Below are 18,311 nucleotides of genomic sequence, written 5' to 3'. Positions count from 1 at the left end.
ATCAGCGGAAATACGGGGCTTGCGACGATTTTCCACCTATTTTTTGAGGTGGAATTCTGTTTATTGTCAGATTTCCTGTCATAATGTCATACTTGGCTCATCTCCACAAGCGGCATCGTCAACGAGAGGTTAGGAAATCTAACCTCTACAGGCGGGGCAAACCAAACAAAAAGGGGCTGTGAACAAATGAAGCGTAGCAAAAGTAAAATGGCGGTCAGAAAATGGATGGCGGGTACGTTCGCATTAACTGTATTGGTTACGGGCTGTTCGAACGGAGGCGGTGAATCATCTGGCGCAAGCGCAAGCTCAAATACAGGCGGCGGCGCAGCTTCTTCATTAAAAGTAGAAATTTTTGACCGCGGCAATACGCCGCAGGGCTATACGATTACAGACAGCTACTTAACTCGTTACGTGAAGGACAACTTCAGCAAAACGAGCAACATTGATGTTCAATTCGTGCCGATTCCCCGTTCAGAGGAAATTGCCAAGCTGAATGTGCTGATGGCAAGCGGCGATGATGTGCCGGATATCGTATTTACGTATGATCAAGCGACATTCGAACGGTATGCCGAGCAAGGCGGTCTCACTGATTTGACGGACTTATTAAATGAGCATGGACAAAACCTTAAGACGTTTCTAGGCGACGATACGCTGGAGTATGGACAAGTAGAAGGCAAACAATTTGCCATTCCGGGCAAAAGAACGATAACGGCTAGATATTCCTCATGGATTCGCCAAGATTGGCTGGATGCGCTGGGCATGCCGATGCCGGCGACGACAGACGAGCTTTACGAAACGCTTAAAGCGTTTAAAGAGAAGGACCCGGGCCAAACGGGAGGCAGCGTCATTCCGCTCGGCATGACCATTGAGCCTGGGCAGTTGGAGCCATTGCTGTGGTCATTCGTACAGCCGCAAAACAGCCTGACAACGGATGAGCAGCTCGCTAACCGCGATTATTTGCCGGTGCTCCCAGGCTTCAAGGAAGGCTTGCGCTTTATGAACAAGCTGTATAACGAAGGGCTGATGAGCAAGGATTTTGGGCTGGATCAAGATAAGAAGCAGCTCACACAGGATATTCAAAGCGGCAAAATCGGCATGTTCAGCGATGACTACGACAACATTTATTATAACGATGCGGCGTATGAGAACCTGCAGGCGAACAACCCGAAAGCAGTTCTCGCTCCAATTGATCCGTATACGAATGCGGAAGGACTGCATGCAAAGCCGGAATATGCTTCCAATGGCCTGTACATCATGATTCCTAAGTCAAGCAAGCATGCTGCTGAAGCGGTTAAATATTTGGATTGGATGTCTTCGACCAATGTTCTAATCAATATGCAAAACGGCGTTGTAGGCGAAAACTACGAGCTGAAGGATGGCATTCCAGTGGTGCTTGAAAATGCGTCGCAGGAAGCGAAAGACCGAATTTATAACCTCGGCGATATCGTCATCGTAGCTAATGGCAGAATCGCAGGCGATGACGAGAAAAATAAAGAAGCCTTTATTTACGGGATGCCAACGAAATATCAAGAAGGCGTCCGCCAATCGATGGAATTTGCCGATACGGATACGATCGCGCCGGTCAAATTTGCCCGCCCGATTGAGAGCAAAACGAAATACGGCACTTCGCTTGAAAGCAAGCTTGATGAATTGATCGTAAAAACAACGATGGCTTCTCCAGATAAATTCGACAGCACCTTTGATACGGCATTGGAAGATTATATGTCCCGTGGCGGCAAGGAAGTGATGGACGAGCGTACGAAAGCTTACACAGAAGCGAAGTAAAGCAGCGTACGTTTGAGTTGATAGGCTAGGCAGGCAAGCTACTAGCTAGTTAGCAAACTAGCAAGCAAGTAAAAGACAGGAGGACAGTGGGGAGCCGAACTGAACCGATATAGGCGGGGCTCCCTCTGCGCCAACTGTAAATGAAAGAAAGAAGGGGCGAACAACATTGAGCACAAACATTTATTTTCGCAGGTATTGGCAGCTTTACGCGCTGATTTCACTTCCGCTCCTTTATTTTCTAGTGTTCAAATATGGACCGATGTGGGGCGTGCAAATCGCATTCAAGGATTTCAACCTGTTTCAAGGCATTTCGGGCAGTGAATGGATTGGATTTGATGCTTTTGTAGAAGTTTTCAAAATGAAGGATTTTTATTTGACGCTTCGCAATACGTTAATGCTGAATATTTTGGATTTAATCGTCTCCTTCCCGGCTCCATTAATTTTAGCAATCATGCTATATGAAGCAAAATGGGTTTGGTTCAAAAAAATATCGCAAACGATTTTGTATATTCCCCATTTCATCTCATGGGTCATTATAGGCGGCATTGTTTATCAAGTATTTGGCACGCAATCCGGCATGATTAACAATTTATTAAGCTCGCTTGGCTTTGATGCGATTCCGTTTCTGACGGATAAAAAGGATTGGCTTGTGACGTATTTGGCAACTGGCGTGTGGCAAAGCGCAGGCTGGGGCACGATTTTATATTTAGCCGCTTTGACGGGCATTAACCGCGAGCTGTTTGAGGCGGCGGAGGTTGATGGAGCAGGGCGCTTCAAACGGATTTGGCATATTACCCTTCCGGGCCTCAAAACGACAATCGTCACGCTGCTCATTATCAATCTAGGCAATATGATTACGATAGGCTTTGAACGGCCGTATATTATAGGCAATTTGGCCGTTCGCGAATATTCGGATGTGCTCAGCACCTTCGTTTACCGCGTCGGTATCCAGTCTGGCGAATATACGCTGGCGACCGTCGTCGGTTTATTCCAGGCGGTAGTGGGACTCATCTTCGTCCTTGGCGCCAATTATGCATCTAAAAAACTAACAGATGAGAGCATATTATAGCTCTTGCAGAAAGGTGCGGAGGCTCCATGAATGAACGTACGGCAAACCGCGTATTCGATACGGTAAATATTGTTTTGCTTGCCTTAGCAGTTGTAGTTTGTATATTGCCGTTTCTGCATATTATTGCGGTATCGCTCAGCTCCAACTTAGCGATTACGTCGGGCAAGGTAACCCTTTTCCCCGTCGGGTTCAACTGGGATGCGTATGGCAAGGTTTTTTCGGATATGACGATGATTCGGTCGTTAGGGTTTACTGTATTTCTTACGGCGCTGTGCGCTGCGCTATGTATGGCAATGACGATTGTTGCCGCCTATCCGTTAACGAAATCGCAGCTTAAAGGACGCAAGCTGTTCATGATTTTAATCGTCATCACGATGTTTTTCACAGGCGGCATCATTCCGGAATATATCCTCGTGCGTGACCTGAATTTGCTCAATACGGTGTGGGCGCTCGTGCTGCCGGGTCTGATTAGCCCATTTTATCTGATTATTCTGATTTCTTTCTTTAATGGCATTCCGCAAAGCTTGGAGGAAGCGGCTGAAATCGACGGCAGCTCGCATTTTGGAACGCTGATGCGCATCATATTGCCGCTTTCCCTGCCCGTTATGGCGACGCTGTGCCTCTTTTACGCCGTTGGGCGCTGGAATGGCTTTCAGGATACGCTCATGTACATTTCCAAGCCGGAGCTGTATCCGATTCAGCTCAAGCTGTATCAAATGATTCAGAACAATATGGTGTCCGAGCTGTCCAGCCTTGAAGGCAACAGCGGCGGGCCGAAGATTACGCCGGAAAGCTTGAAATCAGCGAGTGTTATTTTTGCTACTGTTCCGATTTTGCTCGTATACCCATGGCTTCAGCGTTATTTTGTCAGTGGCGTAATGCTTGGAGCAGTGAAAGGATAATCAACCTCATCATGAATGACGCGAAAAAAATGCTGCTAAAGCTGCGAGCCTTGTACTTGTTTACAGGGCTTGCTGGCGGTTTGTTCAACCCTTATTTAACGACGCTGCTCGTTCATCAAGGCATGTCGGCGGGTCAGGTAGGCATGATGATGTCGCTGGGCACGCTGCTGTCTATCATCGTTCAACCATTCTGGGGCTACATGGTGGACCGTTACCGCCAGACGAAGCTAGTGCTTGTATGCAGCATCGGCATGCCTGCTGTACTTGCTTACTTTTACAATGTCCACATATTCGCGCTGCTTGTCATCGTGTACACAACGTCGATTATTTTCAGCGTGACGCAAAGCCCAATCGCCGATTCCTATGCCGTTACCGCTGCCCGCGAAGGGCGCACCTCCTATGGGACGATTCGCAGCCTGGGGAGTTTAGGCACGGCGCTTGGCGGTTATGCCGGCGGCTTGTACTTATCTTATTTTCACATTAGCCAGCTGTGGCTGCCGTTTTTTATATTCAGTGCGGCTGGAGTGGCAATGGTGCTGACGCTGTCGAATAAATCGGATAGCTACCGAACGACGGTGAGCTTAACCGAAGGGTTCAAAAAAATGCTCGGCAACCGCAATTTTCTATGGTTTCTTGTAGCCTGCTTTTTTGTCAATCAGACGCTGACCGCCTACAATTCCTTTTTTGTGCTGTCCTTTCAGGAGGCAGGGGGAAGCTTCTCCATGGTCGGCTTTGCGCTGCTGCTCGCTTCGATGACTAATGTGCCCTCCATGCTGCTGGCCGCTAAAATTATTGCCAAGCTCGGCAGGGAACGGACGCTCGTCATTGCCGCTTTCGCCTATGCGCTGCGCTGGGCTGTGCAATGGCTGTTTCCGTACCCGCCTGTCATGATAGGTATCCAAGCGATGCATGGCTTGTCGTTCGGACTCTTTTATGTCGCAGCGGTCGAGTATGTAGCAAACGTATCGGGCAAGGACATGCAGGCGACCGGGCAAAGTGTATTTAATATGGTTTTTGTCGGTCTGGGCGGCATTATTGGCAACCTGCTTAATGGCTTTTTGTACAATGCGGGTGGCGCACAATTGATGTATCTGGCATGCACGGTCAGTGCTATAATGGGCTTGTTGCTGTTACATGGCGTTAATAAAAGAAGCCGTTCTTTGCAAGGGCATTAATTTAGGGATGAAAACCGGGCGGATAATGGCGGAACTTCTAGGGGGAGAAAGGGCATGGCATGGAAAGAATGGAGCCAGTTGTCGGAGGAGCGCCGTTATTTAGTCGATCAAGCGCTGGCTTATATGGATGCAAAGTATGATGAGAAGGCGAAGCTGATTGGCGACAGCGAGGAGCATGGCAAGCACGGCACGAGGGGCAGTGGACATTACGCACTCGGACTGCTGCTGCGCAGCGAGCCGGGCGACATAGAGCGGGCTTGCGAGGTGCTCCATAAAATTATTGATTTGCAATTCGATGCGCCAGATGAAATTTACCATGGCACCTTTAAGAGCACACTTGAGTCAGTCGACCCGCCAGCGGGCAACTACCCTTGGAAAAGCTTAGGGCAGGGCCATGCTTATTTTCTAGCGCAAACCGTTGAAAAAATAACCGAGCGTTTGGTCAGCGGAATAGAAGGCGAGCAAGTGAAAAAGGAATGGGCTGACCGGCTTGTGACGGCGGTAGATGAAGTGCTGCCTCCAGTTTGGAAAAGCTACGATCCGAATTGGCGCGAGTTCATTAGCTGCATTTTTGCTGTCATTTTGGAGCATTTTGCAGGCAAGCTGCCGCAGCAGCTGCTCGGACGTATGGAGCAATCGATGATCAAGGCGGTTACCGGCTCCATAGAACGCCGCTTGTCGGATGTCGTTCCGATGAATTCCAATATTGAGCTGATGCATACGTTTATTACTCATTATTATGGCACGCGCCTGCATCGCAGCGATTGGCTGGAGCATGCCGACCGCGAGGCGGAGAAGCTTCACGCCCGTTATGCGGAGTTTGGCTCCTTATCCGAATTCAATACGACAACCTATTATGGCGTCGATTTGACGGTGCTTGGTTTATGGCGGCAATACGGAAAGACGGCTGCCTTTAAGCAGCTTGGGCATGCGATGGAGAAGGGGCTTTGGGCCAACATCGCCGATTTTTATAATCCGTATATCGAAAATCTTTCCGGGCCGTTTGCCCGTGCCTATGAAATGGAAATGACCGCCCACAGCTCGCTGGGTGTCATGCTGTATTTGGCGCTCGGCAAAGGCTATGAGCATTTTACCGCAATAAACTGTGAGACGGAGCATGATATTATGATCGCGCTTGTCGGTGTAGATGTACCGGAGGAGTTGCTTCCGCAGCTTGCCGAGCATCAGGGCGACCGGCTTGTGGAGCAGTCGTTCCGGGAGCTGTGTGAGCGGGATCAGCCGGGTGCAAATACAAATTTATGTACAGCGCGGGCTTGGATCGAGAAAGAGCTGATGATGGGTGCCATGTCAGGCAGCAAAAACACGAACGGCCAGCTTCACCCCGCCACGATTCATTGGAAAACGGCGGATGGACATAAATACGATCTCCGTCTCATTCGGCGCGAAGTCGGCAAGCATTGGAACACCCATCTGCGAGGTGTCTATTATGAAGCGGCAGTGAATGAACGCGAGCTTGAGGTAGAGGTTCAGTGCGGCGCCGCCGTCGATATTGAATTTTATTTTGAAATTACGGGGCAAGGGGTGGACGCGCGCGGCATTGCGGCCAATCGCTGGACGCTGCCAGGGCTGACGCTTGAAGTTGAGGCGGAGGCTCCAGCTCCTGTTGTGCAAGCTTTTGACAATCGTCTGGAAATCATTTATTTGGTACAAGCGAAAAAATCATTAGAGACACCTGCCGCCCCCAATACAATGAAATTTTTGCTCAGCAGAGTGCAGGGGAAGGTTTAGCACAGTGCCCCCGTTTCCGTTAGAAATGGGGGCACTGCTTCGTTCAAGCGGCGGCATGTTTTACTTCAACTCGTTCACGATCAGCAGCCGATCATCCGTCTCTGCCGGGTTTCCTCTGCCATCGGTGTTATTAGTGATGACATATACACGGCCATCCTTTATTTTCACATCGCGCAGCCGCCCTTCTCCATCAAACACGACCGACATTTCCTTTGTTGCAGGGTCATAGCGATACAAGGCACTGCCCACTAGCGTAGCGATCAGCATCCGATTCTGATCGTCAATGGCTGCACCGGAAGGCGCGATAGCCGGCTCGCCAGTATGATAGACGGGCGAGTTCATCCCACTGCCAGTTTGATCGCCATATACGGTGGGCCAGCCATAGTTGCCGCCAGGCTCGATAACGTTAATCTCATCATGACCGCCAGGCGAGTCCGATGGACCATGCTCCGTCACAAGCATGACACCTGTATCTGTCCAGGCCAGTCCCTGTGGATTGCGGTGCCCATAGGAATAAACGTACGAATCCGGGAATGGATTGTCTGCTGGTACCTCGCCATCGAGCGTCATGCGCAATATTTTGCCTGCCAGACTGTCTTTATCCTGTGATAGCTCAGGCTGCTGGGCATCTCCTGTTGTCATATACAGCAGCTTGTCCGGTCCATAGGCCATTCTGCCGCCATCATGATTAAAAGCACCGGGTATTCCCTCCAGCATAACACGTATCTCATCCCAGCTCTCGCCGGTATACTTCAGCTGCACGACGCGGTTGAGCATTTCGCCATTTTCCTCATACGTGTGGTAAGCATACGCCTGCTGCGACTGTTCAAAATCCGGCGCCAGCAAAAAGCCCAGAAATCCGCCCTCGCCGCCGCCATGAACCGATTTAGACAGGTTAACGTTTTGCCTCGTCGATTGATCGCCCTCGATTCGGACAATATGGCCTTCCCGCTCACTAACGTATATAATGTCACCGGCAAACGCAATGACCCAAGGAGCTCGCAGTTTTTCTGCGACAACCTCATAGGGTTCAGTCGATTCGGTCGATGGTTCCGTTGCATCGGATGCAACTGGCACAGCTGTATCCGATGTTGATGCTGGCGATGCCTCAGCGGAGCGCTTAGCTGCCGCCGGATCTTCATTTTGTCCACAAGCGGCCAAAACCCCTAACCATAGGCTCAATATAAGTACAGCTGATACTCGTGTCCATTTCAAGATTCATCCTCTCCTTCTTGTTCTTCTATCACCTATTATTACGCTTCGGGCGCTTCGCCGAAACAGAAAAATGAATAGGGAAAGCTTCAGCCAAGCGATACGTCGAAAGCAAGCCAAAACAGGCGCTGGCTCCAGCACCCGTTTCTTTGGCAGAAGGAATAACATGCCCGTCAGGATACAGACATGATGAAACGCTCCAATATGCAATTAAACGACTCCGGCGCGTCGAGCTGGGCGCAGTGGCCGGCACCGGGCAGCAGCACAAGCTGCGACAGCGTTTCTGCCTTGTGCCAGCTGTGCGCGTGATCCACAAGCACCTTCAAATCTTGATCTCCGTATACGAGCAGCATTTGGTAGGGGACGGGCGTATCTTTTTTTGTGAAAAAATCGCCAAGCCCCGACATGGCTGCAAAAGAGCGCCGATTAAACAGCTTCGCGCCTCGGGCAAATACATCCCGGCCATAGCTGCTGGCGCAGGAAATGGTAGTCACATAACGGCGAAACCGCCCCATGGAAAATAAAAAATAAAACAGCCACCGCAGTCCCTCGCGCTTCTGTTCCTTCCAAATTTCCGCATTTTCGCGATGAATGGAATAACCTCCGACAATCGTAACGGATAGCACCCGCTCGTTAAAACGTTCAGCGAAAGCTTGAGCTGCGAGCGAGCCAAGGGAAACGCCGACCACATGGCAGGCGGCAATGTTGTGCTTATCTAAAACCGCGGCCACAATGTGCGGCATATCTTTTAACGTCACTTTGGTGCCTTGAACTTGGCTGCGGCCATGCCCTGGCATATCAAGGGCTATCACCTGATAGCTGCTCTTGAAATAGCTCGTCTGCTTGCGAAATACCCGATGATCTGCGAACGCCGGGTGGAGAAACAATAGCGTTTGTTTTCCGGGGTTAGGCATGAATTGATAAGCTATGCTGCTATTGCGATACGACAGGTGCTGAGCAGTTGCTAGAAGCTCGTTCATAGGAATAGGCCTCCACATTAGGATGCTTATCATTATATTCGAGCTGGCGGGCCGTCATGCCATAAGCATGGATGATGAATAGGGGATAGACTTGCTCGGCGACTGTCTATGCTTCTACTAATTGTAATTGGTAAAAAAAGAACGCCGAAAGGGGATAGTCTCCTTTGACGTTCCTTTTATGCTTTTGCTGCTTTGCTTTACGCGCAGCCTAGCTTATTGTTCGCTAAACTTCCAGGCTCCAATGCTAGCTGGATGCTTTAACCTTCCACTCCAAAATGCCAGTGGATGCCGGGTTTTTCGACACCATTTCGATTCTCAGCGATGTCGTTGCGACAGGATTGAATGTTGTTGTGTTGTATTGGTTAATGCTCGTTCCGAGACCGACGGCGTTTTGGACATCTACCCAAGCGCTGCCGTTCCAATATTTGATTTTATACGAGCTCGGCACATCGATACCGCCATTGTCCTTGAACCAGTACACATCCGTTTGTGTAACGGTGTAGCTCTTATCAAACGTATATTGAACCCATTGCGTACCGGTTTCCGGCCAGTTTCCATAAACCGCATGATTGCGGTCGTTGGAATGAATCGGATCAAAGCCGTCATTGAGTGCGCTAATGCTTTCCCAAGGGGATACATAAGAGGACGTAACGGAAGCGTTAAGCGCAATGTTGCTCAAATTCGTATTCCCATTATCAGTTATGCCCGGGAATCGAGTAGCATCCTTCTTCACTTGGCTCCATGTATAACGCAGCATCCAGATGTCCCAGTTCGTAATCGTTGGGGAATTTCCTGCCCACATAATGGTAGGCACTGGGAAGCCGCCCGGAGGACGCTCGTTCGCCTCATAAAAGTCTGGCAAACCAAAGCCATGGCCAATTTCATGCTCTGTAATTTGAATTTCATTGGAATTGACGGTGCTCAAAATGTAATCGTCGGACATGCGCTGGCCCCAATCGCCGCCTGCTCCGCCGCCAAAGCCTGATGTTGCCCACAAATACATGTCAAAGCGCTTGTCGAGTCCGCCCGGATAAACATAGTTGGGGTTCGTAAAATGGTCAAAGCGCGACAAAGCGCTCGGCGCTACAGGCAGCTTCGATGGGATAGCGGGATTAGAGGTGCTCAGTTGGTCAGTTATATAGTCTGTATAGATGATTTCATCTGCTTGCTTGTCTAAAATTTGCGCGGAGTTGGCTACGGCCCAGCCCACGATTTTCACTTGAATGTCTCCGTAAGGCCAGCCGTCATAATCTTTCAAATGCTTCGTCCAGTTATTCATTTGGCGCTGCAGCATGGCGGCAAGATCCTTGCGCTGCTGAAGCGTCAAGTTTTTGCCCGATTGCCAGCGCACGACGTAATTTAAAGTGCCTTTTCCAGCAACGATTTGATCAAAAATCAAGTTTTTGCGAACCGTCGAGCCTTCCGTTACCATGCGATTAGTCCATACCCACTCAATGGAGTTTTTCAGGTTCGCAGGCATGTCTGCAAGCGTAATGCTGCTGACCGCGGCGGCTGAAGCCTGATAAGCGACTGCTGGAGTAATCGTTGGCACCGCCGGAGCTGCCGACGCAACGGTAAGGCTGCTTGCAAGCAGGGAGCCCGAGAGCAAGAATGAAGTCAAGGTGAGGCTGGTTTTCTTTAACATTTGTGTTCCTCCATTTTCTGAGATTGGATTTTTTTAAAACGGCTAGCTGACCCTCATCCCCACATGTACTTTGATTTTGAATTTTTGGATACATCTAGCAAACTATCAATTCGTCTATCATTTTACAATAGATGAAAAAAATAGGAAAGTATTATTTTGTAAATTGTTGCTGAAATTTGTGGATAACTGTCGAATCATGCAGCCGCCGAGCGAAAAATAACGTTGTGGAGAGGGAAACGCGGCGCTGGCCGATTGGACTAAAAATAAATAGAAAGGCAAAAAAAAGACGTTCCCCATTCAGCTTTCATGAATTGGAGGGAACGTCTTTTTTTATCTACTGAGGGTGTAGGCCGTTTAAGCTTCTCTAATGCCAAGTGCCTTGCGAATAAAATAAATCAAATCAGTCAAATAGTTGGCTGCATCCCCTTGAATCTTAGTCCACAATCGTCTTAGTGAAAAATCATGAAATTAAGGGACGCAGACACTCGAGTCCACAAATCTAAGATCAAGCCCAAAATTTACCCAACCAATTCCTGGCCCGACCCAGCGCCAACCAGCTATTGAATTTGGGCCAACAAAAGTAATAAACATCCAGTAGGAAGCGCCGTTACTTTGCCATATATAGGTAAATTTATTTCGACAACTTACGATTGCACCTGGATCAATTAAAGCTGACACTCCTTGTGGCAATTGTGGTGGTCTGGGTGGAATGGTAGAAGGAGGAGCGAAAGCAGGAGGGCCTCCTTGAGTAGGTGTTTGAACGGGAGGCTGCGTGCTTGGGAATGGCTGCATCCCAGGTTGAGGGAAAAAAGGGGGAGCAATTGGTGGTGGCATTGAAGGGCCTGGAATTCCAAACGGTCCAAATGCGCGATAATAACAATCAGGAGAATAAGACCACATGATGAATAACTCCTTTTACGTTTCTTTGTTCAAAACATTTTGAAAACTTATATGGCAATGTATGATACACATTAGCCTAATGATACTGGGTCATGTGCCCAATTGTTGAAATCGTGTTACGATATGTGAAGGGAGGAGATATTTTGTGAGTGAATCTATTGAAATCATCATATCTCAATTTGGAAAGTTAGCGGAGAAAGAACAAAAACAGATCATAACGGGGCTAACAAGACATTTGGGCGAGCCAATTCAATTTTCAAAAAGTGGTTTGTCTATTTATAATGAAGATGAACTAGAGATAATTAGTAATACATTAAAAGGTCTAATTCTCACAATAGAAAATGTCCCAGATATACTTGATGCGTATGAACGGCTAGAAGGTAAAGATTTGCCTCGGAAAATCTCCTTTGGCAACCTAAAGAACAGTGGAAAATAAGCTTTATCATGTACATCTATTTATTGAGCAAACATCGGCAGTCTAGGACCGGCTGCTTAAACAGCCGAAGCCATCAAGCGAGGCCTGTGGGTAGGCTGATGCTTGATGGCAAAGCAAGTTTTATAGAAGCAAATCTCCTTTTCGTTCCCGATGCCACCTGTATGCAAGCGAACTAGCGACGATCGCGATAAACAACCCGTATGCGAGAGGCTGTGCGTACTTCGGTTTGTACAACATAATGAGTTCCTCAATCAGCACACGGGAAAGCGGCTGTGTAATGAGATAAATATAAGGAATTTGCAGCGCAACGAGCGCCATATAATTCGCAGAGATGCTGGAGAAGAAAGCTGCCGCCAGAGCGGTAATCAAGCCAAGCACATAAAGGACGGCAACCGTCAGCATGATAAACTGGGCAAACGTAAGATCATACCAGAAGTAGGGAAAATTAAAGGCAGAGTTGATGGGTGCTTCGTAAAATAATTCAATGCCCGGCTGCTGACTGTACAATAGAAAGATGCAGCCGAGCTGTATAGAAATAATGAGTACAGCAGACAGCAGTGCAGCAATCAGCTTGCTGCGGAACAGGCTGCGCCCGATACGCGAGGCGTGCTGGAGATGAACGACCCGGTTGCGCCTGTCGCGCAAAAAAATCGGCGATACGATTAGCAAAATGCTGATTATGCTTATGGCATACACATAAAACATCACATTTTTAAAATTATCATAAATCATCGATGGAAAAATCGTATTCAGCGTGCCAGACGCCACCATTTCATCCATTCGCTGCAGGGCCGCCGCATCCTCATTTGAAAGATTTGCATAAGGCCGCTCCAGCCTGCGTTCATATTGCTCGATTAAATACTCTCTGCCTTGCAGCTCCCAGAACAAATCAATGCCGGGGTTGAACATCGCGTAGCGGTCTAATTCATTCCATTCCTTATTGTCGCTGAACACATCCATTGCACGAAAAGCCTCATAAGTAGAAATGCCGGCCTTCTTAAACTGCGGGTCATCATGCATAAGCTGCTCAGCTTCCTGAACCCTTTCGTGATAGCTCAGCTTGAACTGTTCGAATTCCGCTTCATCAAGCTCCAGCCCATATTGCTGCTGCATCTCGATGACAACCTTATACGCATCTTTATCGGGCCTGCCATTCGGAAAATATTCAAAATAAAACTGGATGAACATCAAATAAAAAAGGACGTTCAGTACAGCGACTAAAACGATCATTTTCAGGCTAAAAAGCTTTTTCATTTCGTGAAGGACGATCCCCACAGCTGCACCTCCGATTAATGAATATTTTGGCGTTTAAATTGCTTTAGACACACGTAACAGAGAGCAGCCAGCACAATGGCCCAGCCGCCTGCGGTTATCCATTCCCAATCCCGGATCATATTGAACGCCCCGCCTGCAGTGAACCATATATGCGGATTAAGTATGAGTTGAAAGGGAGTAAAACCGGAATAAAATAGCAGCTCCGAGCTCAACGGTATGACTCTTCCTAGCAGCAGCAGGCTGCCAAACAGCACGGCAAAACTGCCATATACAAGGTAGCTGCTGCGGATAAAAAAGCCGAGTACAAAGGCCAAGGCAGCGAAAATCAGCTGAAGCCCGTACATAAGTACTACAGCACAGCCCAAATACTTGCCGAACGATAGAACGTGCCAAGTGAGGAATGGAAAGGCCATGCCTGGCTCCCAGGTGAAAAAGCTGCTGATCGGCACCTGCCACAGTCCCTTGTAGCTAAATGTGAGAAAGTAGGCGGAAAGGGTAATGCCAGCCAGTATAGTTGTCAGTGCAGCGGTAGCAGCAAGCGCGGCAAGCAGCTTGTCCGTTTGCAGCTTTCGCCCATGCTTGGCTGAATAAAACAATAAATGCGTATGCTGTTCAAATTCATTTTTGCTTAAAAAGACAGAAAGGAGCACAGCTAAAATCATTAGCTCGAACAGCAGCATCCTGAGCAGGCTTTTAAACAGCATCGAGTGCGTTCCATACAGCTTGCCATCGAAAAATAAATGCTTATATTCTCCGCTTGCCTCAAGCTGCTGAAGCCGTGTGTCCAGCCCGGCATAACGCTCTTTCAAGGCCGTTGCAGCTTGCCCGCTAAGGCCGTACAATTGGATTTGTCCTTCAGCCATTTGGCTCGTATCCAGCTTGGCATAGACTTCATCGATACTCTGCATTCTCGCAGCATAATGCTGCAAAATGCTCAGCCGATGAAAGCTGGCGATTTCAGATTCCAGAAATAGGCCCGGTTGCTGATAAACAACTTCACCCAAATTATCATAAGTGAAAAAATCATCCGCCTGCGCATATACTTTCCCTGCACGTTCTTTCGTCAGCGCGTTCATTTCCGCCAACTGCTGCTGATTATATTGCTCAATCTCAGCCAGCATCTGATCGTTAATTCGCAGACCGAATTGTCCAGCCATTGTGTTCAGTACCGCCATATCCTGGCGCTTATACGACTGCTGCATAATGTACAGCAGATTGAACGCGAGGAAGAGGGCGAGCAGTGCTAAAATAACCGGAGACAGCAGCGCTTTTCTCAGCTCATAGCGCCAGATAATCCCCCTCATGGCGTTTCATCCGCCTGCGCCTCATCCTGGTAAATATAAATGAACACATCCTCCAAATTAGGAATAGCTATCGTCCAATCCGGCTGCGGCTCGCCTCGGCCAATAAAACGGAATTTTAGCCTTCCTTGCTCCTGCCGCTCCGAGATGGACAAATGCTTGCCCCGAAAGTGATCAGCTTCCTCATAATCGACGGTCGTTTCGTATACCATTCCCTCAAGCAGGCGGCAAATGTCCGCGATGGGGCGTTTGTGCAGCACCCGCTTGTCCTTGATCATAATAATTTCATCGGCAATCGATTCCACATCAGAGACGATATGGGTTGATAAAATGACGATGCGATTGCGGGCAAGCTGCGCCAGCATATTGCGAAAGCGAACGCGTTCCTTCGGATCAAGCCCTGCGGTTGGCTCGTCAAGGATGAGAATGCGCGGATCATTCAGCATCGCCTGCGCAATGCCGACACGCTGGATCATGCCGCCGGAAAACTTGCGCATCTTTTTATCCATGACATCCTCCAGCGCAACGAGCTTCAGCAGCTCGGCAATTCGCGGCTTGGCGTCGGCTGCGCGCATGCCTTTCAGGGCGGCGATGTACAGCAAATATTTGCGCGGGCTGTAATGCTTATAATAACCAAATTGCTGCGGAAGATAGCCGAGCTGCTCGCGATAGCGCTCATCTGCTTTTATAATATTTTCACCGTTGTATAAAATTTCGCCTTCGCTTGGAAACAGCAGCGTGACGAGCATTTTAATAAGCGTTGTTTTGCCAGCGCCATTTGGGGCAAGCAGCCCATATACGCCATTTGTAAATTCAAGATTAATGTCCTCCAGCGCGCTAAAGCTGCCGAAGCGTTTGGAAACCTGCTGTACAGTCAGCATCTTAAATCGCTCCTTCCGGATTTTGTAGTTTTCGCAATTGGTTTAGGTTTTTGATATATAACGCCCCGCAGACAGCTGTTAAAAGCAAATAAACGGAGACAGGAATCGTTTGAAGCAGCTGTATATACTCTGTGCTAAACAAAGCCTTCAAACCGATATTGCCGGCAAACCAGAGCGAGATCAGGGCGTATTTCGTTATGTCCGAGCGAATGCGTAGTATGATATACAGAAAAACAACGGAAAACAGAAACAGTGACGAAGCTGACAGCGCCAGCGCAAACAGCAGGTGAATGTGCTGAAACATAGCGGAAGCAGCAAGCACGAGTGCTACATTCAGCGCCAAACAGATGAGGCTAAAAGCCAGCATCCGCAGCGAAGCAAGCTGATACACATTGTATTTGCACACCATTTCCGTTTCATACGTATCGCTATGCTTGCGGCGAACGAAGAAGAGGGTGGATACAAGGAGGTAGATGACGGGCGACCCGATAAAGATAGCGGCATAAATATCCTCCTCTATGACCTGCGAATGGCTTGATTCTAAAAATAGGGCGAATAGCATAAGCAGAGAGCCGGAAGCAAGCGCAAAGGCAATTTCCGTCCAGTCATGAAACATATAACGAAAGCCAAGACGGGTATACATTAAGCGCAAGTAGGCTGAAAAGGTTTGCTTCGGCACAAGCCCCCGTGCCACAATTAGATTGATTTGCTGCTCGATTTCCAGCTCGCTTGGCAGCTCAATCGTCTCCGTTTTATCGGTTTTCATCGTAATCGTCTCCCAATCTGTTTTTCAGCTTTCTGAGCATCGTATAATATTTCGTTTTGACGGTCGATTCCGGCATATGCAGCAGCGGCGCAATGTCGGCAAACGTATATTCGGCGAAAAATTTGAGCCGGAAAATATGCTGAGCGGCAGCATCCATCTCGTTTACAAGCTGCAAAACAGCTTCGACCTGTTCTTTTTGCTCAATTTCCAGCGTGAAATCCTCCTCCTCGGCAATTTCTTCATCCATCGCTGTCGTTCGTTGATCGTAGCGATAGTACCGCGAGCGGTAATAGTCAACGATCCGGTTCGTCGCAAGCTTGTACAGCCATGCCCGGAACGAACCCTTGCCTCCGTCATAACGCCCAATCGCCTGCAGCATATGGATGAAGATGTCCTGTGTGAGATCCATGGACAGCTGTTTATTCGTCGTCTGTCTAAACACATAGCTGTACATTTCTTTGTAATAATGGCGGACCAGCGCGTTCGCTGCTGCCTCGCTTGATTGTTTTTGGATTTGCTTAATCCATGCTGCTTCCGTCTCCATGCGCCCTCTCTTTTCCTAAAACGTTATGCTGCTCGACAATTTATGCCGCTTATTTATATATTCGTAGTGTAGCGTAAAATAGTTTGGCTGAAATAAATCTTTTCCAGCCACTTGAAAAAACGCTGCAGGCTTTCGCGTATGAAATCAGGCGGAACTTCCAATGCTTTTGTTGTATAATGGGAAATATATGAAGACTCTTTTAAAGGAAAGCAGCGCATAAATTGGCTAATGGGGAAAGAGGCAGATACGAATGAAGATATGGGATATGCCGAAGTTGCCGGCACCGGAGCGGCTGGAGAAGCAGATGCGCATACTCGCTGCGCTGGATTTGATGATGTGCGAGGAAGAATGGCTTCGCGTTCACCGTTATGATTCCTCATGGTCGGATGATGAAACGATGGGCAGCTTGAACAATGGAGCGGGCGATGTTGTATTTGTCGTTTTTGCACCGGAAGGAGCCATTATCAAAGGCTTCGACCATGAATCACCCTACAGTCCGCATGCGCAGGAGGAATACGGCACTTGGCCGGGTATTTATGATGAGGTGCCGGAAGCGCTGCTGCATCGTATACAGGATGTGGCTTTCACCTATGAGGATGTTACCTTCTGCATATGGTGGGAAAATGGAAATTCCGTGTGGCACAGCAGCGAATATGAGCAGCCGGGTGGTTGGGAAGATGGAGCGGATTTTCTCCTAGGCTATTTGTGCGATTCCCCGGAAAGCTATCAGGAGTGGGCGCAAGGCTACTTTGAGGAGGAGCTGGATTTGGCAGCCGTGCGCGCGGTTTTTGAAGGTGCCGAAATAACAAAAGAACTCATCGCCAGCCTGAATCCGGAGCGAGACGCTGAGGAAGCACTTGAGGAACTGGAAGCGCTTGGCCTTCTGGCACTTTCATAAGGAATGAGTGGGTTTACAGCTTGATCGGAGTATATTATAATCGTCACTGACAAGTAAATAAAACTCGCTGTGAGACTAATGAGAACAGCCGCTGGATTGAGTATATAAATTCCAAATATGGGGTGTATACATTCTTTCTGTCGGCTTTTTTTAATTTATAGCCGTTGAAATCGTTTACAGCTTGACAGCCTTCACAGTAATCCGGGCAGCCGTGAATGATTGCGAGTAGGGAGGGAACAGGCATGCAGCCGAATACGGTCATTCCGGCCATTCGGAATTTCAAGGAACTAGAGCAGGCGCTTGCCTCGCCGCAGCCCATCTTATTTTTGCTAGAGGGTGAGCTAATCCAATTGCAAGGCATTGCGGATGCGGTGCGAAGCGCGGGGAAAAAGCTGTTCTTGCATCTGGATATGGTCAAAGGCATTAAGGACGATGAGGCATCTATTCATTATTTAGCCAAGGCGATCAAGATTGATGGCGTCATCAGCACGAGAACGTCCAGCCTTCTGCTTGCTAAGAAACATCGGCTGGCCGCTATTCAACGCGGATTTCTCATTGACTCGCATTCGGTCAAGACGATTATTAATACGGCTGCGCATGTGAAGCCCGATTACATCGAGTTGCTGCCAAGCTTCGCCCACTCTATGGTCGGCAAAATCAGGCAGGAGACGAATACGGAAATTATTTTGGGCGGCTTTGTGCATACACGTGAGGATTTGCCCGCTTTGTTCGGTTCTGGTGCTATTGCGGTTTCATCCAGCAATGCGGCGCTGTGGAACGTGTAAATCAGGAG

Annotated in this window: 17 protein-coding genes; 9 read left to right on the top strand and 8 right to left on the bottom strand. The window is 48.6% G+C overall.

Annotation, left to right across the window (positions count from 1 at the left end; translation table 11 throughout):
• Nucleotides 1-186 precede the first annotated feature (186 nt).
• The 5 genes from AC50X8_RS01805 to AC50X8_RS01785 all read left to right on the top strand — a co-directional run bounded on the left by AC50X8_RS01805 (nt 187) and on the right by AC50X8_RS01785 (nt 6,680).
• Nucleotides 187-1,785 carry an extracellular solute-binding protein gene (locus AC50X8_RS01805; protein ID WP_494878286.1) on the top strand — a complete coding sequence of 533 codons (1,599 nt, stop codon included), beginning with the start codon at nt 187-189 and terminating at the stop codon, nt 1,783-1,785.
• Nucleotides 1,786-1,951: 166 nt separating this feature from the next.
• On the top strand, nt 1,952-2,854 hold the full coding sequence (locus tag AC50X8_RS01800) for an ABC transporter permease (RefSeq protein ID WP_056029930.1): 903 nt from the start codon (nt 1,952-1,954) through the stop codon (nt 2,852-2,854).
• Nucleotides 2,855-2,880: 26 nt separating this feature from the next.
• Nucleotides 2,881-3,756 (top strand): carbohydrate ABC transporter permease, encoded by an 876-nt coding sequence (locus tag AC50X8_RS01795; RefSeq protein ID WP_056029927.1) that lies wholly within the window; start codon nt 2,881-2,883, stop codon nt 3,754-3,756.
• 11 nt (nt 3,757-3,767) lie between these two features.
• Nucleotides 3,768-4,931, top strand: a complete 1,164-nt coding sequence (locus tag AC50X8_RS01790) for an MFS transporter (RefSeq protein WP_494878284.1) — start codon at nt 3,768-3,770, stop codon at nt 4,929-4,931.
• A 54-nt stretch (nt 4,932-4,985) separates the two neighbouring features.
• Nucleotides 4,986-6,680: a DUF8769 domain-containing protein gene (locus AC50X8_RS01785; protein ID WP_494878282.1), complete on the top strand. Its 1,695-nt coding sequence runs from the start codon at nt 4,986-4,988 to the stop codon at nt 6,678-6,680.
• A 60-nt stretch (nt 6,681-6,740) separates the two neighbouring features.
• Here the strand turns inward: AC50X8_RS01785 and AC50X8_RS01780 are convergent, their stop codons facing one another.
• The 3 genes from AC50X8_RS01780 to AC50X8_RS01770 all read right to left on the bottom strand — a co-directional run bounded on the left by AC50X8_RS01780 (nt 6,741) and on the right by AC50X8_RS01770 (nt 10,517).
• A complete protein-coding gene (locus AC50X8_RS01780; protein ID WP_494878280.1) occupies nt 6,741-7,895 on the bottom strand; it encodes a PQQ-dependent sugar dehydrogenase in 1,155 nt (384 codons plus the stop codon).
• A 170-nt stretch (nt 7,896-8,065) separates the two neighbouring features.
• Nucleotides 8,066-8,872, bottom strand: coding sequence for an alpha/beta fold hydrolase (locus AC50X8_RS01775; protein WP_494878278.1), 807 nt, complete (start codon nt 8,870-8,872; stop codon nt 8,066-8,068).
• Between the two features lie 244 nt (nt 8,873-9,116).
• Nucleotides 9,117-10,517 carry a discoidin domain-containing protein gene (locus AC50X8_RS01770; RefSeq protein ID WP_494878276.1) on the bottom strand — a complete coding sequence of 467 codons (1,401 nt, stop codon included), beginning with the start codon at nt 10,515-10,517 and terminating at the stop codon, nt 9,117-9,119.
• A gap of 776 nt (nt 10,518-11,293) precedes the next feature.
• Between AC50X8_RS01770 and AC50X8_RS01765 the strand changes: the two genes are divergently transcribed.
• Both AC50X8_RS01765 and AC50X8_RS01760 read left to right on the top strand, forming a co-directional pair.
• Nucleotides 11,294-11,419, top strand: coding sequence for a hypothetical protein (locus AC50X8_RS01765; protein WP_268795400.1), 126 nt, complete (start codon nt 11,294-11,296; stop codon nt 11,417-11,419).
• 143 nt (nt 11,420-11,562) lie between these two features.
• The gene (locus tag AC50X8_RS01760) at nt 11,563-11,853 is read left to right on the top strand and encodes a hypothetical protein (RefSeq protein ID WP_056029910.1); all 291 of its coding nucleotides are present in this window, start codon (nt 11,563-11,565) and stop codon (nt 11,851-11,853) included.
• Between the two features lie 120 nt (nt 11,854-11,973).
• Here the strand turns inward: AC50X8_RS01760 and AC50X8_RS01755 are convergent, their stop codons facing one another.
• From AC50X8_RS01755 to AC50X8_RS01735, 5 genes are read right to left on the bottom strand one after another with little or no spacing between them, the layout of a single operon-like run.
• Nucleotides 11,974-13,107: a hypothetical protein gene (locus tag AC50X8_RS01755; protein ID WP_494878273.1), complete on the bottom strand. Its 1,134-nt coding sequence runs from the start codon at nt 13,105-13,107 to the stop codon at nt 11,974-11,976.
• A gap of 35 nt (nt 13,108-13,142) precedes the next feature.
• Nucleotides 13,143-14,432, bottom strand: coding sequence for a hypothetical protein (locus AC50X8_RS01750; protein WP_056029904.1), 1,290 nt, complete (start codon nt 14,430-14,432; stop codon nt 13,143-13,145).
• Nucleotides 14,429-15,310 carry an ABC transporter ATP-binding protein gene (locus tag AC50X8_RS01745; RefSeq protein WP_056029902.1) on the bottom strand — a complete coding sequence of 294 codons (882 nt, stop codon included), beginning with the start codon at nt 15,308-15,310 and terminating at the stop codon, nt 14,429-14,431. Before AC50X8_RS01745 ends, AC50X8_RS01750 begins: the two co-directional genes overlap by 4 nt.
• 1 nt (nt 15,311) lies before the next feature.
• On the bottom strand, nt 15,312-16,076 hold the full coding sequence (locus tag AC50X8_RS01740; protein WP_494878270.1) for a hypothetical protein: 765 nt from the start codon (nt 16,074-16,076) through the stop codon (nt 15,312-15,314).
• The gene (locus AC50X8_RS01735; RefSeq protein ID WP_056029898.1) at nt 16,063-16,620 is read right to left on the bottom strand and encodes an RNA polymerase sigma factor; all 558 of its coding nucleotides are present in this window, start codon (nt 16,618-16,620) and stop codon (nt 16,063-16,065) included. The genes AC50X8_RS01740 and AC50X8_RS01735 overlap by 14 nt, the downstream gene beginning before the upstream one ends.
• 250 nt (nt 16,621-16,870) lie before the next feature.
• On the opposite strand from AC50X8_RS01735, the gene AC50X8_RS01730 reads away from it, so the two are divergent.
• Together AC50X8_RS01730 and AC50X8_RS01725 are read left to right on the top strand one after the other, a co-directional pair.
• Entirely contained in the window at nt 16,871-17,518 is a 648-nt protein-coding gene (locus AC50X8_RS01730; protein ID WP_494858111.1) for a hypothetical protein, read from the top strand.
• Between the two features lie 242 nt (nt 17,519-17,760).
• On the top strand, nt 17,761-18,303 hold the full coding sequence (locus AC50X8_RS01725) for a glycerol-3-phosphate responsive antiterminator (protein WP_056029893.1): 543 nt from the start codon (nt 17,761-17,763) through the stop codon (nt 18,301-18,303).
• The last annotated feature ends 8 nt before the right edge of the window (nt 18,304-18,311 follow it).

It is taken from the genome of Paenibacillus sp. JT22N15 (assembly GCF_059383755.1).
This window is presented reverse-complemented; position numbering and strand designations above follow the sequence as displayed.